Origin of the sequence: Sphingobium sp. (genome assembly GCA_023266575.1) — a bacterium.
Classification (GTDB): Bacteria; Pseudomonadota; Alphaproteobacteria; order Sphingomonadales; family Sphingomonadaceae; genus Sphingobium.
Genome location: JAHFPV010000004.1, coordinates 103,247 through 117,045, shown reverse-complemented (window position 1 = coordinate 117,045; position 13,799 = coordinate 103,247). Strand labels below are relative to the sequence as shown.

Annotated in this window: 12 protein-coding genes; 3 read left to right on the top strand and 9 right to left on the bottom strand. The window is 61.8% G+C overall.

Going from position 1 to position 13,799, the window contains the following annotated elements; all coding sequences use genetic code 11:
- Positions 1 to 11 precede the first annotated feature (11 nt).
- A complete protein-coding gene (locus tag Q0D44_RS06560; protein ID WP_294134275.1) occupies positions 12 to 1,460 on the bottom strand; it encodes an NAD-dependent succinate-semialdehyde dehydrogenase in 1,449 nt (482 codons plus the stop codon).
- Between the two features lie 222 nt (positions 1,461 to 1,682).
- Between Q0D44_RS06560 and Q0D44_RS06555 the strand changes: the two genes are divergently transcribed.
- Positions 1,683 to 2,705, top strand: coding sequence for a hypothetical protein (locus Q0D44_RS06555; protein WP_294134272.1), 1,023 nt, complete (start codon positions 1,683 to 1,685; stop codon positions 2,703 to 2,705).
- Between the two features lie 530 nt (positions 2,706 to 3,235).
- On the opposite strand, the gene Q0D44_RS06550 is transcribed toward Q0D44_RS06555, so the two are convergent.
- From Q0D44_RS06550 to Q0D44_RS06525, 6 genes are all read right to left on the bottom strand, one after another.
- Positions 3,236 to 4,486: a replication initiator protein A gene (locus Q0D44_RS06550; RefSeq protein WP_294134269.1), complete on the bottom strand. Its 1,251-nt coding sequence runs from the start codon at positions 4,484 to 4,486 to the stop codon at positions 3,236 to 3,238.
- A 100-nt stretch (positions 4,487 to 4,586) separates the two neighbouring features.
- A complete protein-coding gene (locus Q0D44_RS06545) occupies positions 4,587 to 5,606 on the bottom strand; it encodes a ParB/RepB/Spo0J family partition protein (RefSeq protein WP_294134266.1) in 1,020 nt (339 codons plus the stop codon).
- Positions 5,603 to 6,793 carry an AAA family ATPase gene (locus Q0D44_RS06540; protein WP_294134264.1) on the bottom strand — a complete coding sequence of 397 codons (1,191 nt, stop codon included), beginning with the start codon at positions 6,791 to 6,793 and terminating at the stop codon, positions 5,603 to 5,605. The genes Q0D44_RS06545 and Q0D44_RS06540 overlap by 4 nt, the downstream gene beginning before the upstream one ends.
- 445 nt (positions 6,794 to 7,238) lie before the next feature.
- Complete coding sequence (locus tag Q0D44_RS06535) at positions 7,239 to 7,799, bottom strand: nuclear transport factor 2 family protein (protein WP_294134262.1); 561 nt, start codon at positions 7,797 to 7,799, stop codon at positions 7,239 to 7,241.
- Complete coding sequence (locus tag Q0D44_RS06530) at positions 7,789 to 8,670, bottom strand: SDR family NAD(P)-dependent oxidoreductase (protein ID WP_294134259.1); 882 nt, start codon at positions 8,668 to 8,670, stop codon at positions 7,789 to 7,791. Before Q0D44_RS06530 ends, Q0D44_RS06535 begins: the two co-directional genes overlap by 11 nt.
- A gap of 6 nt (positions 8,671 to 8,676) precedes the next feature.
- A complete protein-coding gene (locus Q0D44_RS06525) occupies positions 8,677 to 9,234 on the bottom strand; it encodes a nuclear transport factor 2 family protein (RefSeq protein WP_294134257.1) in 558 nt (185 codons plus the stop codon).
- A 103-nt stretch (positions 9,235 to 9,337) separates the two neighbouring features.
- On the opposite strand from Q0D44_RS06525, the gene Q0D44_RS06520 reads away from it, so the two are divergent.
- Together Q0D44_RS06520 and Q0D44_RS06515 are read left to right on the top strand one after the other, a co-directional pair.
- Positions 9,338 to 10,351: an AraC family transcriptional regulator ligand-binding domain-containing protein gene (locus tag Q0D44_RS06520; RefSeq protein WP_294134254.1), complete on the top strand. Its 1,014-nt coding sequence runs from the start codon at positions 9,338 to 9,340 to the stop codon at positions 10,349 to 10,351.
- Between the two features lie 111 nt (positions 10,352 to 10,462).
- Positions 10,463 to 11,635, top strand: coding sequence for a MaoC family dehydratase N-terminal domain-containing protein (locus Q0D44_RS06515; RefSeq protein WP_294134251.1), 1,173 nt, complete (start codon positions 10,463 to 10,465; stop codon positions 11,633 to 11,635).
- Here the strand turns inward: Q0D44_RS06515 and Q0D44_RS06510 are convergent.
- Positions 11,632 to 12,969: a HAMP domain-containing sensor histidine kinase gene (locus Q0D44_RS06510; RefSeq protein WP_294134248.1), complete on the bottom strand. Its 1,338-nt coding sequence runs from the start codon at positions 12,967 to 12,969 to the stop codon at positions 11,632 to 11,634. The genes Q0D44_RS06515 and Q0D44_RS06510 overlap by 4 nt on opposite strands.
- Positions 12,966 to 13,694 carry a response regulator gene (locus Q0D44_RS06505; RefSeq protein WP_294134246.1) on the bottom strand — a complete coding sequence of 243 codons (729 nt, stop codon included), beginning with the start codon at positions 13,692 to 13,694 and terminating at the stop codon, positions 12,966 to 12,968. Before Q0D44_RS06505 ends, Q0D44_RS06510 begins: the two co-directional genes overlap by 4 nt.
- Positions 13,695 to 13,799 lie beyond the last annotated feature (105 nt).

The window sequence follows — 13,799 nt, the reverse complement described above, 5'->3', positions numbered from 1 at the left end:
TCTGATCCCGCCTAGATGCCCGCCATGCACATATATTTGATCTCGACATAATCCTCGATACCATGGCGCGATCCTTCGCGGCCCATGCCCGATTGCTTGATGCCGCCAAACGGCGCGACCTCGGTCGAGATCAGCCCGGTGTTGATGCCGACCATGCCAACCTCCAGTGCCTCCCCTACCCGCCAGGCGCGCGCCAGATCGCGCGTGTAGAAATAGCCGGCCAGCCCAACCTCAGTATCATTGGCCATCGCGATCACCTCTTCCTCCGTATCGAAGGTGAAGAGCGCGGCGAGCGGGCCGAATGTTTCTTCGCTGGCCAGCGCCATCGCGGGGGTGCAGCCTGCAATGATGGTCGGTTCGTAGAAGCTGTGGCCCAGCGCATGGCGACGCCCGCCGCTGACCAGCCGCGCGCCTTTGTTCAGGGCGTCGGCGACATGCTCCTCGACCTTCTCGACGGCCTTGTCATCGATCAGCGGTCCCTGGGTGACACCCGCATCGGTGCCAGGTCCCACTTTAAGCTTTGCGACGGCTTCGGTCAGTTTCTGTTCGAAAGCCGGGGCTATTTCGCGCTGGACGAAGATGCGGTTGACGCACACACAGGTCTGGCCGCTGTTGCGATATTTGGACGCTATTGCCCCTTCGACTGCGGCATCGAGATCGGCGTCGGCAAAGACGATGAAGGGCGCATTGCCGCCCAGTTCCATCGACAATTTCTTCATGGTCGGCGCGCACTGCGCCATCAATGTGCGGCCGACCTCGGTCGATCCCGTGAAGCTCAGTTTGCGCACCAGCGGATTGGCGGTGAGTTCGCCGCCGATAATGCGTGACGATCCCGTAACGACATTGAACACCCCCGCCGGCACCCCTGCCCGCTCCGCCAGCACGGCCAGCGCAAGCGCGGTCAGCGGGGTTTGGGTCGCAGGTTTCAGCACCATGGTGCAGCCCGCCGCCAGCGCCGGGGCGGCCTTGCGCGTGATCATCGCGGCGGGGAAGTTCCAGGGGGTGATCGCGGCGACGACGCCGACCGGCTGTTTGATGACGACGATGCGGCTGTCGGCGCGGTGGGACGGGATGATCTCGCCATAGACGCGCTTGGTTTCTTCCGCGAACCATTCGACGAAGCTGGCGGCATAGGCGATCTCGCCTTTGGCCTCGGCCAGCGCCTTGCCCTGTTCGCGGGTCAGGATCATGGCCAGGTCATCCTGATGCGCGATCAGCAGGTCGAACCAGCGGCGCAGGATACGTGCGCGCTCCGCCGCTGTTTTCGCCCGCCATGCCGGAAGCGCCGCATCGGCAGCGGCGATGGCAGCGTGGGTATCGCTCACGCCCAGATCGGGGATCGAGGCGATGGTCGCGCCGGTCGCCGGGTCGGTCACGGGAATGGTCGGCACCCCGGTCCAGGCGCCGTCGATCAGGCACTGGTCGCGGAGCAGCGATGGATCGGCAAGGGCGATGGTCATGATGTCAGCTTTCGGGCGGGTGGCAACATGGACGGTGGTTTGGCCACCGCGTGGCTATGCGTCAACGCGGGCGATGAAGGATCGACCCAGCGATGGGCGGTCGGCCCACGAGAGGTGGCATAGGAGTGGACTTGCTATATAGAGTATATTGTTTAATCTAACTCATAAGGTCATTGTTTTATATAATTTATTCTATCCAATATATTTGGTGAAATTGCCGCTATGCAACCCGCTGATCCGCGCTTCGACCGCCGAAACAGGCTAATCCTTGCCTATGCCGAAGCGCAAGGGGCGCTGGAACGGCTGGAGGAGCGGCGCAGGCTCAGCCCGGTTCGCTATCCCTGGAGGATTCGCACGCTTATTGCGGAACGGCAAGCTCTGGCGCGGATCGACAATAGCCCTGTCAATGATCAGGATTTTACGATCGACGGCCGTGGTGCTGTCTCGACTTCTGCCTTTGATCTCAGTCATTGGCGGCAGGCCGTCGGCGCACCGATTACACTCGATGCACTACTTAATGACGGCTTGGCGGTGCTGCGCTGGCTTGGCGTGGTCCCGCCGATCGGGACTGATCCGGCTTCTGCCTTGCAGTCAGGGCGCGATATGGCGGACATTCTACTAGCTGTTGCTGCATGGCAGCGCGATGTCGCGGCACTCCCCCCCTCCCCGCCCCTGCTCCATGGCGCGCAACTGTTCCAGCTCTGGCGACGTCATGCGCCAATCGGGCAGGGCGATCTTGTCGCCAGCCTGCTGATCGGCGATCGTTGGGGTCCGGGGCGATGGACCGGCTCTGCTGGAGGATTGATCGCGCTGGGGCTGAACAGCGCTGGAACTGCATGGAAGCGGGCGACGGGCGACCGACTGGATTGGCTCTGGCTCGACGCGATCAGCATAGGCGCACGCACCCATCTCGATCTGGAAACGCGGTTGCGCGCCTATGCCTGGCGGGCGGCGCAGCATGTCGAGCGGCGGCGGCGGCCGGGTCGGTTGAAGGATGTGCTGCGTCTAGCCATGGCCCATCCACGCATATCGAGCGGCTCTGTGGCCAAGGCATTAGGTCTGACATCAGCGGGCGCGATCAAATTATTGACCATCGCAGTGGACGAAGGGTTGCTGATCGAGCAGTCCGGGCAGGCTAGCTACCGCAGTTATGCCTTGCCCGTCAGCATGACGCCATTCGTCCCACAGCGTCCGCATGGGCGGCCAGATTGGCTGATGGACGATTTTTGGTCTGATGAGCCGTAAAATGACGCCGCGCCAGAGCCTCTCTGAGCGCCATTTCGGGCGGACGGTGACCTGAGATATGCCGAGCGGCCAGATGCGCTCCAAGAGGCTCACAGGGCCATTTCTGCCATTTTCGTCTTTTGTTCGCGTTTTTGAAACTACGCACAAGCGATGTCGTTCGATTAGAGCGCACGAATCTGAAAACACGTTGAATTCAGTGTGCCGGACATAATGCGTCCATGGGCGAAGGAATTCTGCTGCCTTGTGGGCAAAGTCCGCTGGCACAATTTAACTAACAGCATTGTGCAAGTGTCGACTCGACGTGTTTTCAAAATCACTGATGCGGCGTGTTCATTTTCGGAACACCAATTCTGACGACGAGTATCGCGTTGTGCGAAAGGCAAGCATCTGCGGCGTTTGAGCGGGCTGGGTGCCTGTAGGCAAGAGCCATCAGACCGAAATGACACCGGCGCAACTGCTAAAACCTTTTCCAAAGCGCGATTCTAAAAACACGTTCATGTCACGCGTTCTGCATCAGCGCCGACCTATGATCACAGGCGATATTTATTGCGCCGGTGATGTTCCTTGACGAAGCCATAGAAGCGCTTGGAATAGTTGCGCGGCAATTCTGAGGGATTAGCCCCAAGAAATGCGTCGAAGCGGCGCAGCAGCTCGTTATAGTCCCAACCAGGGAAGTCGGCGCGAATGGCGGAATAAATTTCAGCGTCGATCATTCTGCTGGAGATCGTACGGGCAGCAGCATCGGATCGGCGCGCAGGTGGCGTTCCGATCACACGTCGCGGCGCGTCATCCGTGCTGACCCGCATTCCTTTGGACAGACTGGAAATCATACCCAGCGCCAGACGCGGATCGACCATATCCTGATCGTGCTGGGCCGGGGAGGGGAGGGCGGCCTGTCGCCTTGTTCTCGCCCGCTCACTCAGATGCCGCCGCATCACCATTTTCATCTTGGGGCGTGGGCCATCGCCGTCAATCACTTCCAGACTGATATCAGGCAGGTCATTGACGCGCGCAAGATCCAGCAGTTTGCGTTTGAAAACGGGATAGAGGCTCTCGCTGCCGCTCTTCTGGTGCAGCGTCTCGAAACCGATGGTAAAGCCTTCCGCGCCATTGCCTCCGGCATGTTTGCGCGAGGCGCGATAGAGCCATTTGCCCAAACCACTGGTAATCTCGAAATAGAGCGGTGAAATCGATAGCACGTTGCGCTTGTCCATCACCCCGTCAAAGAACCATTTGGACAAAGTGATTTCCATGCCCAACGACCGTTGAGTGCGTTCGTCGACCAGATGCGTATAGCTGTCGATCCAGGAGAAAGTTGTCTCGCGACTCTTGGCACTGGCGCGGATGTTGGTCTTGATCGTCGTCGCTTGAAGCCGGTCCAGCGCATTGACCAGCCGCTCATAGGCGCGGCCGCTCGTCCCCCAGCAGATGCGTTTGAGCAGATCGCCAGGTTGGAGCCGGATCACAGGCGACAGATCATTGGCCCCGCGTTCGCGCAATTCGTTGAGATGGGAGGCAAGGTAGATCATGATGTCCGCGTCCCAGATCGTCGCCATGCCATAGGCGGGATTGGGTGAGACATGGACGCTCACCGACTTGTCGGGACTGGTATAATCGATGGGCTTGATGCGCTTGCGCTTCGACAGGCTGAAGAAGGGGCGCTGCATCGTTTCCTGATAATCACGCAACGAAATGTCGCTGAAATCAGGCAGGGTGAAGAACATTTCGAACTGGACCTTGCGCTCTTTCAGCGCCGTCTTGAGTTCGCCCTCAATCTCCACCCTATCGGTCCCGTCCCGTATTCCCTCCAGGGGGAAAATTGCGATAACATTCTGAAATATAACAATAAAAGAAGATTTTTTAGCTTTTCATCCCTTGGCCCTAGCGCCGCCGTGCCCGCATGATCTTCGCCTGCTCGATCACCGGGCGGAGCGCCGCCAATATATCGTCGGTCGACAGGTCGGATGGCATCAGCGTCAGCGTCAAAAGTTTCTGCTGGTCCTTGTCGACCTGCCCAACCGTCGCGCCGTCCGCAGCTGCGATCGTCGCCTTCTGCACCCGGCCCTTGGTAGTTACAGCCTTGAGCAGGCGCGCCAGCACTTCCGAACCGGCTATGGGCGGTTCATCACCAGACCGGCGAAAGCTCTGTTCCGACGCGATCTGATCAGCCGCGGCCTCCAGCTTGGCGCGTGCGGTAGGATCACGCAGCAGGGGCAGGAGTTTCTCGGCATATTTGGCCTGAAGGTCCATCGGCGAGTGAAAGGCGCTGACCAGCAGGGGCGGGATTTCGGTGAGCGCAATATAGCGCGACAGCTGCGACTTGGAGATTTTGAGCCGCTCGGCCATGCGCAACTGAACGCCGCCATAGAAGCGATCGACCGCCGCCTTGTAGTTCGCCCCGCGTTCGAGATCGGAAATATCCTCCCGCTCGCGATTTTCGATATCGGCCAGGCGGAAGGCTGCTTCATCGTCCAGATCCTCGATGATCGCGATCAGTTCGATGTCGGGGTAATGATTAGCGTTGAGCCAGGCGATCGCCCAGTGCCGCCGCGTGCCGGTGACCAGTTCATAGGGCAGTTCGCCCTGCGGCGTGCGGCGCACCACGGCGGGGATGCGATTGCCGCCCTCGGCCAGGATAGAATCGATCAGGCTGCGCAGACGATTTTCATCGAGCAGCGAATAGTCGCGCGCATTGCCCGACCAGATCGAACATTCCGACGGCTTCAATCGGATCGTCGGGCGTTTGACGATCCGCGCCGCCTCACCAAAGGCTTCCAGCCGTTTGTTGGTGAAATTGGGGCGCGGAGCCGCAGGATTGGCATCGCTCGCCGGGACGGGCGCGGGGGCAGGATCGTTGAGCGAGGCGGCCAGTGCTTCGCTGATCAGGGACCGGCGGCTCATGCGGCAACACCCACGCTGGCGTCAGCGGTCAGGCTGGTCGATGGCCATTGCTGGCGGATCTGCTGCTCGACCTCGGCAAAGACCGCGTCTAGATTGTCGCGGCAGCGCGTATAGGTCTGGTGCGAGGCGGACGGTTTGGATTCATAGATGGAGCGGAACGCCTGGGTAGCGTTCTTGATTTCCTCCGACGCCAGGATCGGTTGCCCCAGCAGCAGCCCGGCATAGGTAGCCTGCATGATCCGCCACATATCATTCTCACCCGGCTTGCTGGGCGAGAAGGCGGAGCAGACCACTCGGATGAAGCCATAGTCCACCGGCGTGCCATTTTCTTCGAGAATCTCGATATTGTCCGCGATCGTGTCCATGAAATGGATGGTCGAGAGATAGTCGAGCTGACGCGCAGGCACCGGGATCAGCAGGCCGGTTGCCGCGGCCATGACGTTGAGACCCAGAAAGCCCATGGCTGGCGGCGGGTCGAGCAGGATGATGTCGAAATCCTTGGTCACGCTGGCAATGCCGATACGCAGCGCCTGCAAGCCTTCGCGCACGGCCTGTCCGCCTTCGCGAAGGGTCGCGGTCAGATCCCATTCGGCGTCCTGCAGCCCCAGGCTGGACGGCACGATCTTGATCGTCGGCCATGGCGTGTCGCGGATCGTTTGCGAAAAATCGCTGAAGGTGCTGCGGGGCGAGAGGAACGCACCCAGCGTCTGTTCGTCATCGATCAGCGTTTCGGGCTGGATGTCGAACATCGTTGTGGTGGAGGCCTGCGGGTCGCAGTCGATCACCAGCACGCTGTACCCGTGCAGGGCGAGATAGTCGGCCAGATGCTTGGTGATCGTGCTTTTGCCGACCCCGCCCTTGAAATTCTGCACTGCCAGCACGACCGCATCTTCGTCTGGCTGCTTGCCCACCTGTATGCCAAGCGCGGTGCGAATCTGTGTCAGATCCTCCAGCGTGTAGTAGCGGCGGCCGTTAGGCAGTTGCTTGGGCTGGGGCAGGCGGCCTTTGGCTTCCGCCTTGGCCAGCGCTTCGGGGGTCCGGCCGATCAGTTCGGCGGCGACTGTCGGGCCGAAAGTGATATCGAGCGTCTTGTGATTGTCCGGCCGGAACACGATCGTCTTGATATGATCGCGCATTTGCTGGCAGGCTGTGGTGACGTTACGCAGTGTGTTGACTGTAAACGACATGGTGCCTCGCATCGCCGAATCATGGGCAGTAAATTGGTTGGCGTTTAATGCGCCTATTTTGCCTCGAAAGTCAAACCAGCGGTGAGAGTCGTCGATAATACCGACTTGTTGCATTGCGATATCGCCAAACCATAACCTTGGTGTCGGGTCGCAGCGGATGGGTTTGGAGCGTCTTGATAGCCTATCAACCTCAACTCTGATGCTCTGATTGAGATGGATGGCCAACCTTGAGCCGTTTTGATCTGTCACGCCGCGCTGTCGGCTTAGAGATTTATTCTGGGATTAGCAGGGTTAGGGCTTGGTCCGCGCTGCTTTTCTCCGCCCATTTCCATGAGTCGGGCAGGGGTAGGCAAAACCGATCCCACGTCCGATCGGACCTGAAAACACGCTGGAGCGGTTCTGAAACCACGTCGGATGCGACGTGATAACACGCTGTGTTTCGGGCCTAATCATGCTCCATTGCGGGTATATGGGCAGGGCGATAATTGACCAAGGGGCGTTGATAGGACGGATCGCTTCTGTCGCGGGCCGACACGCCATTCGCGTCGATCCCCGGCCAGTCGGCAAAGGGCAGGGGGAGGGTGGGGACCAGCCCTGACCATTCGATGACATTACTGCGCAGCGCGATCTTCCACGCGCCGTTGCGTCGCTCCATCCGGTCGAGATAGCGCCCGCCCGCGATCCAGTTGCTGGCGTCGCGATTGCGGCCAACGAACAGATAATAGGTTTCGACATGCGCGGTGTCGCCGTCAATGTCGATCGTCTGGTTTAGGAGAATATGATGAGTGGCCTCCTGCCCGGTCTCATGCAGGCCCGTCGCCCAGTCATAGAGTGGCGCGGGTTCCCCGACAAATGGCCCGGCAGCGATGGTGGCGTCGGGGTGGAAGGCCGACAGGAACAGCGCTCGGTCGAACCGGTCCATGCCGCGGGCAAAGCGGGCGATGCAGTCGGCGATGTCTTGCCGGTCGAGCAGCGCGTCGAGGCGGGCGATACGATCAGTGTCCATGGCCGGACTCCTTGATGGGGCGCCAGATCGGCGATCCGCGTTCGGCCCGCAGCGACGGGATGATCTTCCCGTCGATATCGGCAATACCATAGTCCTGCGCGACCTCGGCGGTGATGAAGGTGCCGCCCGACCGCTCCATGATCGCTGGATCGACCGCCAGCGCAGCGATGACGAGGCCTGGAAATTCGGGCGAGCAGCCGACCAGCGGATTGGTGACGGTACGGCTCTTCATGGCAGGGTTGGCCGCCAGATTGCGGTTGGCCCGCTCGGTGAAGGTCAGCCCCTGCCACAGCGAGAGCGAGGCGACATTATGCGGTTCCAGTTCGATCGCCATGTCCCGCGCCATCCGGTCCACGGCCGATTTGCAGGTGCCGAACACCGTACCATAAGTATAGGTGACCCCGACATAGCCCGAAACCGCGACAATCAAGCCTGATCGCTGCGGCGTCATGATCTTTGCCGCGTGCCAGGCGGCGGTGAAGTTGGACCGCACCCCCACATCCACCATCTCCCAATTGGACAGCGGCTTTTCCCAGAAGGGCAGGGGGGTGGTCAGATCCTCCGGCAGTGCGAAGGCGTTGTTGACCAGAATATCGAGCCGACCCTGCTCCTGCGCCACGCGATCGAACAGTGCGGCGACTTGGGCGTCATCGCCATGATCGACTGCGACAGCGATGCCCTGGCCTCCGCGCGCATCGCATTGCGTCGCCGTCTCGCCGACCGTGCCGGGCAGAGCGTGATCGCCGTCTTTCACAGTGCGGCCCGTCACATAGACGGTCGCGCCCTGCTCCGCCAACGCGAGCGCAATGCCCTTGCCGATCCCCCGGCTTGCGCCGGTGACGACGGCCACCTTGCCTGTCAGCTGTCCCATCCCGTGCTACTCCTCATTATCTCGATCACGGCCCGCGAAGAAGGTTTCACTGACATCGCCCTGGGCGCGGCCGGTAAAGTCCGGACCGCTGAACGCCATGCCCATCAGCCCCTGCGACCAGTCGACCGCGGGGCCATCATCGCGGAACCAGTCATAGACCATGATGCGGCGAATGATCCGCCACTCGTCCGCGCGCCGTTCCATCTCATCCAGATAGCGACCGCCCAGCCACACATCACGAGCGCCTTCGCCCGCATCGATGCGGTGATAGGCGCTGACCTGGGTTTCGACCCGCGCGCTGTCGCCCTCCAAAACGACATGGCTTTGTCCCAATATATGCTGAGTCACTGCGATGGCATCCGACCCCGGCACCACCCAGGCGAGATAGGCGGCAAAATCGCCCGCGAATATGCCATAGTCCGTCGTCGCATCCGGCCAGAAGCTGGCACTGATCAAGGCTGCGTCGCGCCGGTCCTCACCCCGCGCCAGCCGCGCCAGACAGTCGCTGATCTGCTGCCGGTCGTGCGAAAACCGCCACGCCGCCGCATCGTCGGGCATTTCCATCCTCTCCTTCGTTCCCGCGATTATCGCGCGTCGGCGTGGTGATTGGCTTGACGAATCTGGACAGGAGCGCATCATCACCGCGGCACCGCCGGAGGGGATCATCATGACCGAGAGGAGCGATCCGTTCGAGGCCGTCCATGCCCGCCTGTTGCGCTTCTACCCTGAATTGGTGCGCGATCTGGGGGGCGATCCTGTCCTGCTGTTGCATCAAGCCGGGCTTGATCCGGCGGACCCCAGCATCGGTTATCGTCAGTTGGTCCTGTTGCTGGAACATAGCGCTGGGGCGTTGGACCGTCCCGATTTCGGCCTGCGCCTGGCCCTGCGTCAACGCGGCGGCGCGATGTTCGGGCCGCTGGGGCAGGCGATGCGCAACTCGACGACGCTGGGCGATGCGCTCGATTATGCCAGCCGCCACAGCTATGCCCACAGCCTGGCCGCGCGGCTCTGGCTACGCCGTTTCCCGTCAGTCCGTCATGTGTTTGTCGGCCATGACATCTTGCTAGACGCCATGCCCGACCGGGCGCAGGCGATGGAGCAGATATTGCTGCTGGGGCATTTGACCGCGATGGACCTGACGGGCAGTCGCGCCCGCGCGCGCCGGGTCCATTTCCGACATCAACCGCTCTCGCCGCTTCCCCTCTATCGCCGCCATTTCGGTTGTCCTGTGCATTTCGGCCAGAGCGAGGATGGCATCAGCTTCGCTGACCGGGACATGACCTGCCCGATTGTCGCGCCGGACGCCGATGCGCTGAGCGCCGTGACCGCCTATATCCGCACGCATTTCCCTGATCATCATCCCCCGTTGCACGCGCAGGTGCGCGGCCTGATCATGCAGGGGCTGGGCGTCGGCGATTGTTCCAATGCGCAGGTCGCCGTGCAGCTTGGCCTGCACCCGCGCACCCTGCATCGCCGGTTGCGCGCGGAAGGCACCGCCTTCCAGACGATCAAGGATGAGGTGCGGCGCGACATGCTGCTTTATTATCTGCGCCAGACCGATCTGGACGTCATGGTCATTTCGGAGAAGCTGGGCTTTGCCGAACAGTCGGTGCTGACCCGTAGTTGCCATTTATGGCTGGGTGCTGCGCCCACCGCGATCCGCGCGGCGGCACGCGGCTAAGCTTACACTGTCCAAATCCGTCAAGCAGCTGCCTTGGGGCCGCTGCTAGTCTCCATCGCAATTCCGCCGACCCGCCACGTCGCGACGGCAGACGCATGACAGGAGAGAGACATGACCAGCCCGACGCTCGATTGTTCGGATATCGACCAATATCTGGGCAAGCCGATCCAGCCTGCCCGCATGGTGGAGCCGATCGCCAATAGCGATATTCGCCGCTGGGTGCAGGGGATGCGCTACCCCAACCGGCTCCATTATGATGCAGGCTATGCCGCGCAAAGCCGCTGGGGCGGGCTGGTTGCGCCGCAAAGTTTCGCCGTCACCATGGATTGCGCCCATGGCTCCGCGCCCGCCTGCGTGGGCAGCATCCCCAACAGCCATTTGCTGTTCGGTGGCGACGAGTGGTGGTTTTATGGCCCCCGCATGAAGGGTGGCGACCGCATCTGGAACGAGCGAATTCCGTTCGACTACATGGTCAAGGACACCAAATTCGCTGGGCCTACCTGTTTCCAGCGCGGCGACAATTTCTACTATAATCATGACGGCGACCTGATCGCCAAACAGCGTTCCACCACGATCCGCTACAATCAGGCGGCGGGCAAGAATAATGCGCCGACCGATGGCTTTGACGATCCGGTCTGGACCGACGATGAGCTGGAAACGCTGGAAGTGCGCAAGATGGAATGGATCCAGATGCTGCACGATCTGGGCCATGACCGGCGCTGGTGGGATGATGTGGTGGTCGGCGCGGCCTTGCCGCAGCGGGTGATCGGTCCCCACTCGATCGTGTCCTTCACCACCGAATGGCGCGCCTATATGTTCACCCAATGGGGCGGCACCCATCGCCGCACCGATCTCGACATGGAAGCGCTGGGCTTCGTCAAGGAAATGGCGGGGCATGAAAATGACCCGGTGATGGAGGCGATCAATCCCGAATTTACCGACGGTGCCTATATCGGCCCGTCACGCGGGCATCTGTTCCCGCGCTGGGCACGCTTCATCGGGATGCCGCGCGGCTATGGCTATGGCGCGTCGATGGGGGCTTGGATCACGGACTATTTCGCGGGCTGGGCAGGCGAGTGGGGCATGGTGCGCCATTCCGCCTGCAACTATCGCGGTCCCGCCCTGACTGGCGACATCACGGTGACGAGCGGCTCCATCCTCGACAAATTTGTCGATGAGGAAGGGTGCCACATGGTGCAGGTGGAATGTCGGTTGATGAATCAGGTCGGCGTGACGCTGGCGACCGCCAAGGGCGAGGTGGAGTTGCCCAAAAAGCCCGCTTAACCAGGTAGCGGCAAATAGACGCTGGCGCGCAGGCCGCCTTTGGCCTGGCTTGCCAGTATGACATGGCCGCCATGGGCCTGCGCCGCTGACTGGACGATGGAGAGGCCAAGGCCCACCCCGCCGGTGCGCCGGTTGCGGGAGGGTTCGCCGCGGAAAAACGGTTCGAACGCGCGGGCCAAGTGGTCCTGGCTCATGCCGGGGCCATTATCGGCCACCTCGACCACTGCCATCATGCCCTGCGTTCGCACCGTGACGTGGGCGGCGTCGCCATATTTGACGGCATTGTCGATCAGGTTGGCGAACAGCCGCCGCAGCAGGATCATGTCGCCCTGGATGGTGATGGGCGCGACTTCGGCGATGGTGACCGGCTTGCCCATATCGGCAAAATCATCGACCAGCCCCTCGACCAGCAGGCCAAGGTCCAGCGGCTCCATCACGCGCGGGCGGCTTTCATTGTCGACAAAGTCCAGCGTGGTGCTGATGAGTTGCTCCATCTGACGAATTTCCTCCTGCGCGGCGGTGCGGATCGGGTCTGGCGCTGCGGCAAGGTGGAAGTGAAGGCGGGATAGAGGTGTCCGCAAGTCATGGGCGATTGCGCCGACCACCGATGTCCGTTCCTGCACGAACCGCGCGATACGTGCCTGCATGTCGTTGATCGACCGGGCCGCCATGCGGATTTCGGTCGGCCCTTCGACCGGGACCGGCGCTGCCTCATTGCCTGCCCCCATCCGTTCGGCCGCTGCGGCGAAGCTGCGGATCGGTCGGGTCAGCCGCGCGCTGAACCACATGCTGAGCGGGATGATGAAGAGCAGCCCGAACAACAGCGTATCCTGCCCGGTCAGGTTCCAGATCGTGCCGGGCGCGCGCGCTTCCCGCGTCACGATGCGCCATTGGCCCGATGGCTGCCGGGCCGCAGCGGTGAAGGTGCCGACGATGAATGGATCGACCTGTCCATCGCGTCCGTAGAGCGCGATTTCGCGGTTGAACTGGTCATATCGTTTCTGATCGCCGTCGTTCAGATACAGCAGGACATGAGCGGGCGGGAGCCGCAACCTGTCCGCCAGCATTCTGGCGAGCAGTCTTTCGCTGGGGTCGGTCATCGCGCGGGGAGCGCTTGTCTGTGTGCGAATGTGCAGTACCGGCGCGTCGCGCAAAATCGGCTGGCCGCGCATCAGGCGGGAAATTTCATAAATGGATACGGGCGTTTTTTCGGATGGGTGGATCAGGAACAGGATCGACAGGCTGAACAGCGTCAACGTGGCGATCACGCCAAATGCCATTGCCAGCATATGGGCGTGGATCGAGTTGGCCCATTGGCGCAGACGCATCATCATGCGCGTGTGACCATCGGCAGGAAAATATAGCCTTCGCTGCGCACCGTTCGGATGATTTCGCCATGGGCGCGGGTGCCCAGTTTCCGCCGCAACCGGCTGACCTGCGTGTCGATCGCGCGGTCAAAGGCATCGCTATCCTCGCCGCGCGCCAGTTCCAGTAGCTGGTCGCGGTTCAATATCTGCTGCGGCTTTTCGATGAAGGTCAGCAGCAGGCCAAATTCGCCCTCCGACAGGCCGATGATGATCCCGCCCGGATCGCGCAAGACCCGGCGCACCGGGTCCAGCCGCCAGCCGTCAAACTGATAATGGGCGGTCGCGTCGGCGTTGCCGCCCGCAACCGGTCGCCGCCGCCGTTCCAGCGCGCGGATGCGGGCGAGCAGTTCGCGCGGCGACACGGGCTTTGGCAGATAATCGTCGGCGCCGCCCTCCAGCCCTGTGATCCGGTCCGTCTCCGTCCCCAGCGCCGACACCATGATGATCCCGACATCGGCGGTGTCCGATAGCGTCCGGGCCAGCGACAGCCCGTCCTCGCCCGGCATCATCACGTCGAGGATGACGATATCGGCCGCCTGTCGCGCCAGCGCTGCGCGCATGGAGCGCCCATCCTCCGCCTCATCCACATCATAGCCCTGCGCGATCAGGAAATCGCGGATCAGCGTGCGGAGCGCCGGATCGTCATCGACGATCAGCAGCCGGGGGCGGGCGGGGGCTTCGACGTCCGACATGGCGGCTTTCCTCTCTTGGCTCCTCTTGTCGGTCTTTTCCGGTGGCGATTCAATTGTGGCGTGACAGCCATCGCAGGGACATTGACGCCCGCCTTTTCGTCCCTC

Excerpts from the sequence above, each read along its gene's own strand:
- Q0D44_RS06560 (WP_294134275.1), bottom strand. The coding sequence starts at position 1,460 with ATGACCATCGCCCTTGCCGATCCATCGCTGCTCCGCGACCAGTGCCTG.
- Q0D44_RS06555 (WP_294134272.1), top strand. The coding sequence starts at position 1,683 with ATGCAACCCGCTGATCCGCGCTTCGACCGCCGAAACAGGCTAATCCTT.
- Q0D44_RS06545 (WP_294134266.1), bottom strand. The coding sequence starts at position 5,606 with ATGAGCCGCCGGTCCCTGATCAGCGAAGCACTGGCCGCCTCGCTCAAC.
- Q0D44_RS06540 (WP_294134264.1), bottom strand. The coding sequence starts at position 6,793 with ATGTCGTTTACAGTCAACACACTGCGTAACGTCACCACAGCCTGCCAG.
- Q0D44_RS06535 (WP_294134262.1), bottom strand. The coding sequence starts at position 7,799 with ATGGACACTGATCGTATCGCCCGCCTCGACGCGCTGCTCGACCGGCAA.
- Q0D44_RS06530 (WP_294134259.1), bottom strand. The coding sequence starts at position 8,670 with ATGGGACAGCTGACAGGCAAGGTGGCCGTCGTCACCGGCGCAAGCCGG.
- Q0D44_RS06525 (WP_294134257.1), bottom strand. The coding sequence starts at position 9,234 with ATGGAAATGCCCGACGATGCGGCGGCGTGGCGGTTTTCGCACGACCGG.
- Q0D44_RS06520 (WP_294134254.1), top strand. The coding sequence starts at position 9,338 with ATGACCGAGAGGAGCGATCCGTTCGAGGCCGTCCATGCCCGCCTGTTG.
- Q0D44_RS06515 (WP_294134251.1), top strand. The coding sequence starts at position 10,463 with ATGACCAGCCCGACGCTCGATTGTTCGGATATCGACCAATATCTGGGC.
- Q0D44_RS06510 (WP_294134248.1), bottom strand. The coding sequence starts at position 12,969 with ATGATGATGCGTCTGCGCCAATGGGCCAACTCGATCCACGCCCATATG.
- Q0D44_RS06505 (WP_294134246.1), bottom strand. The coding sequence starts at position 13,694 with ATGTCGGACGTCGAAGCCCCCGCCCGCCCCCGGCTGCTGATCGTCGAT.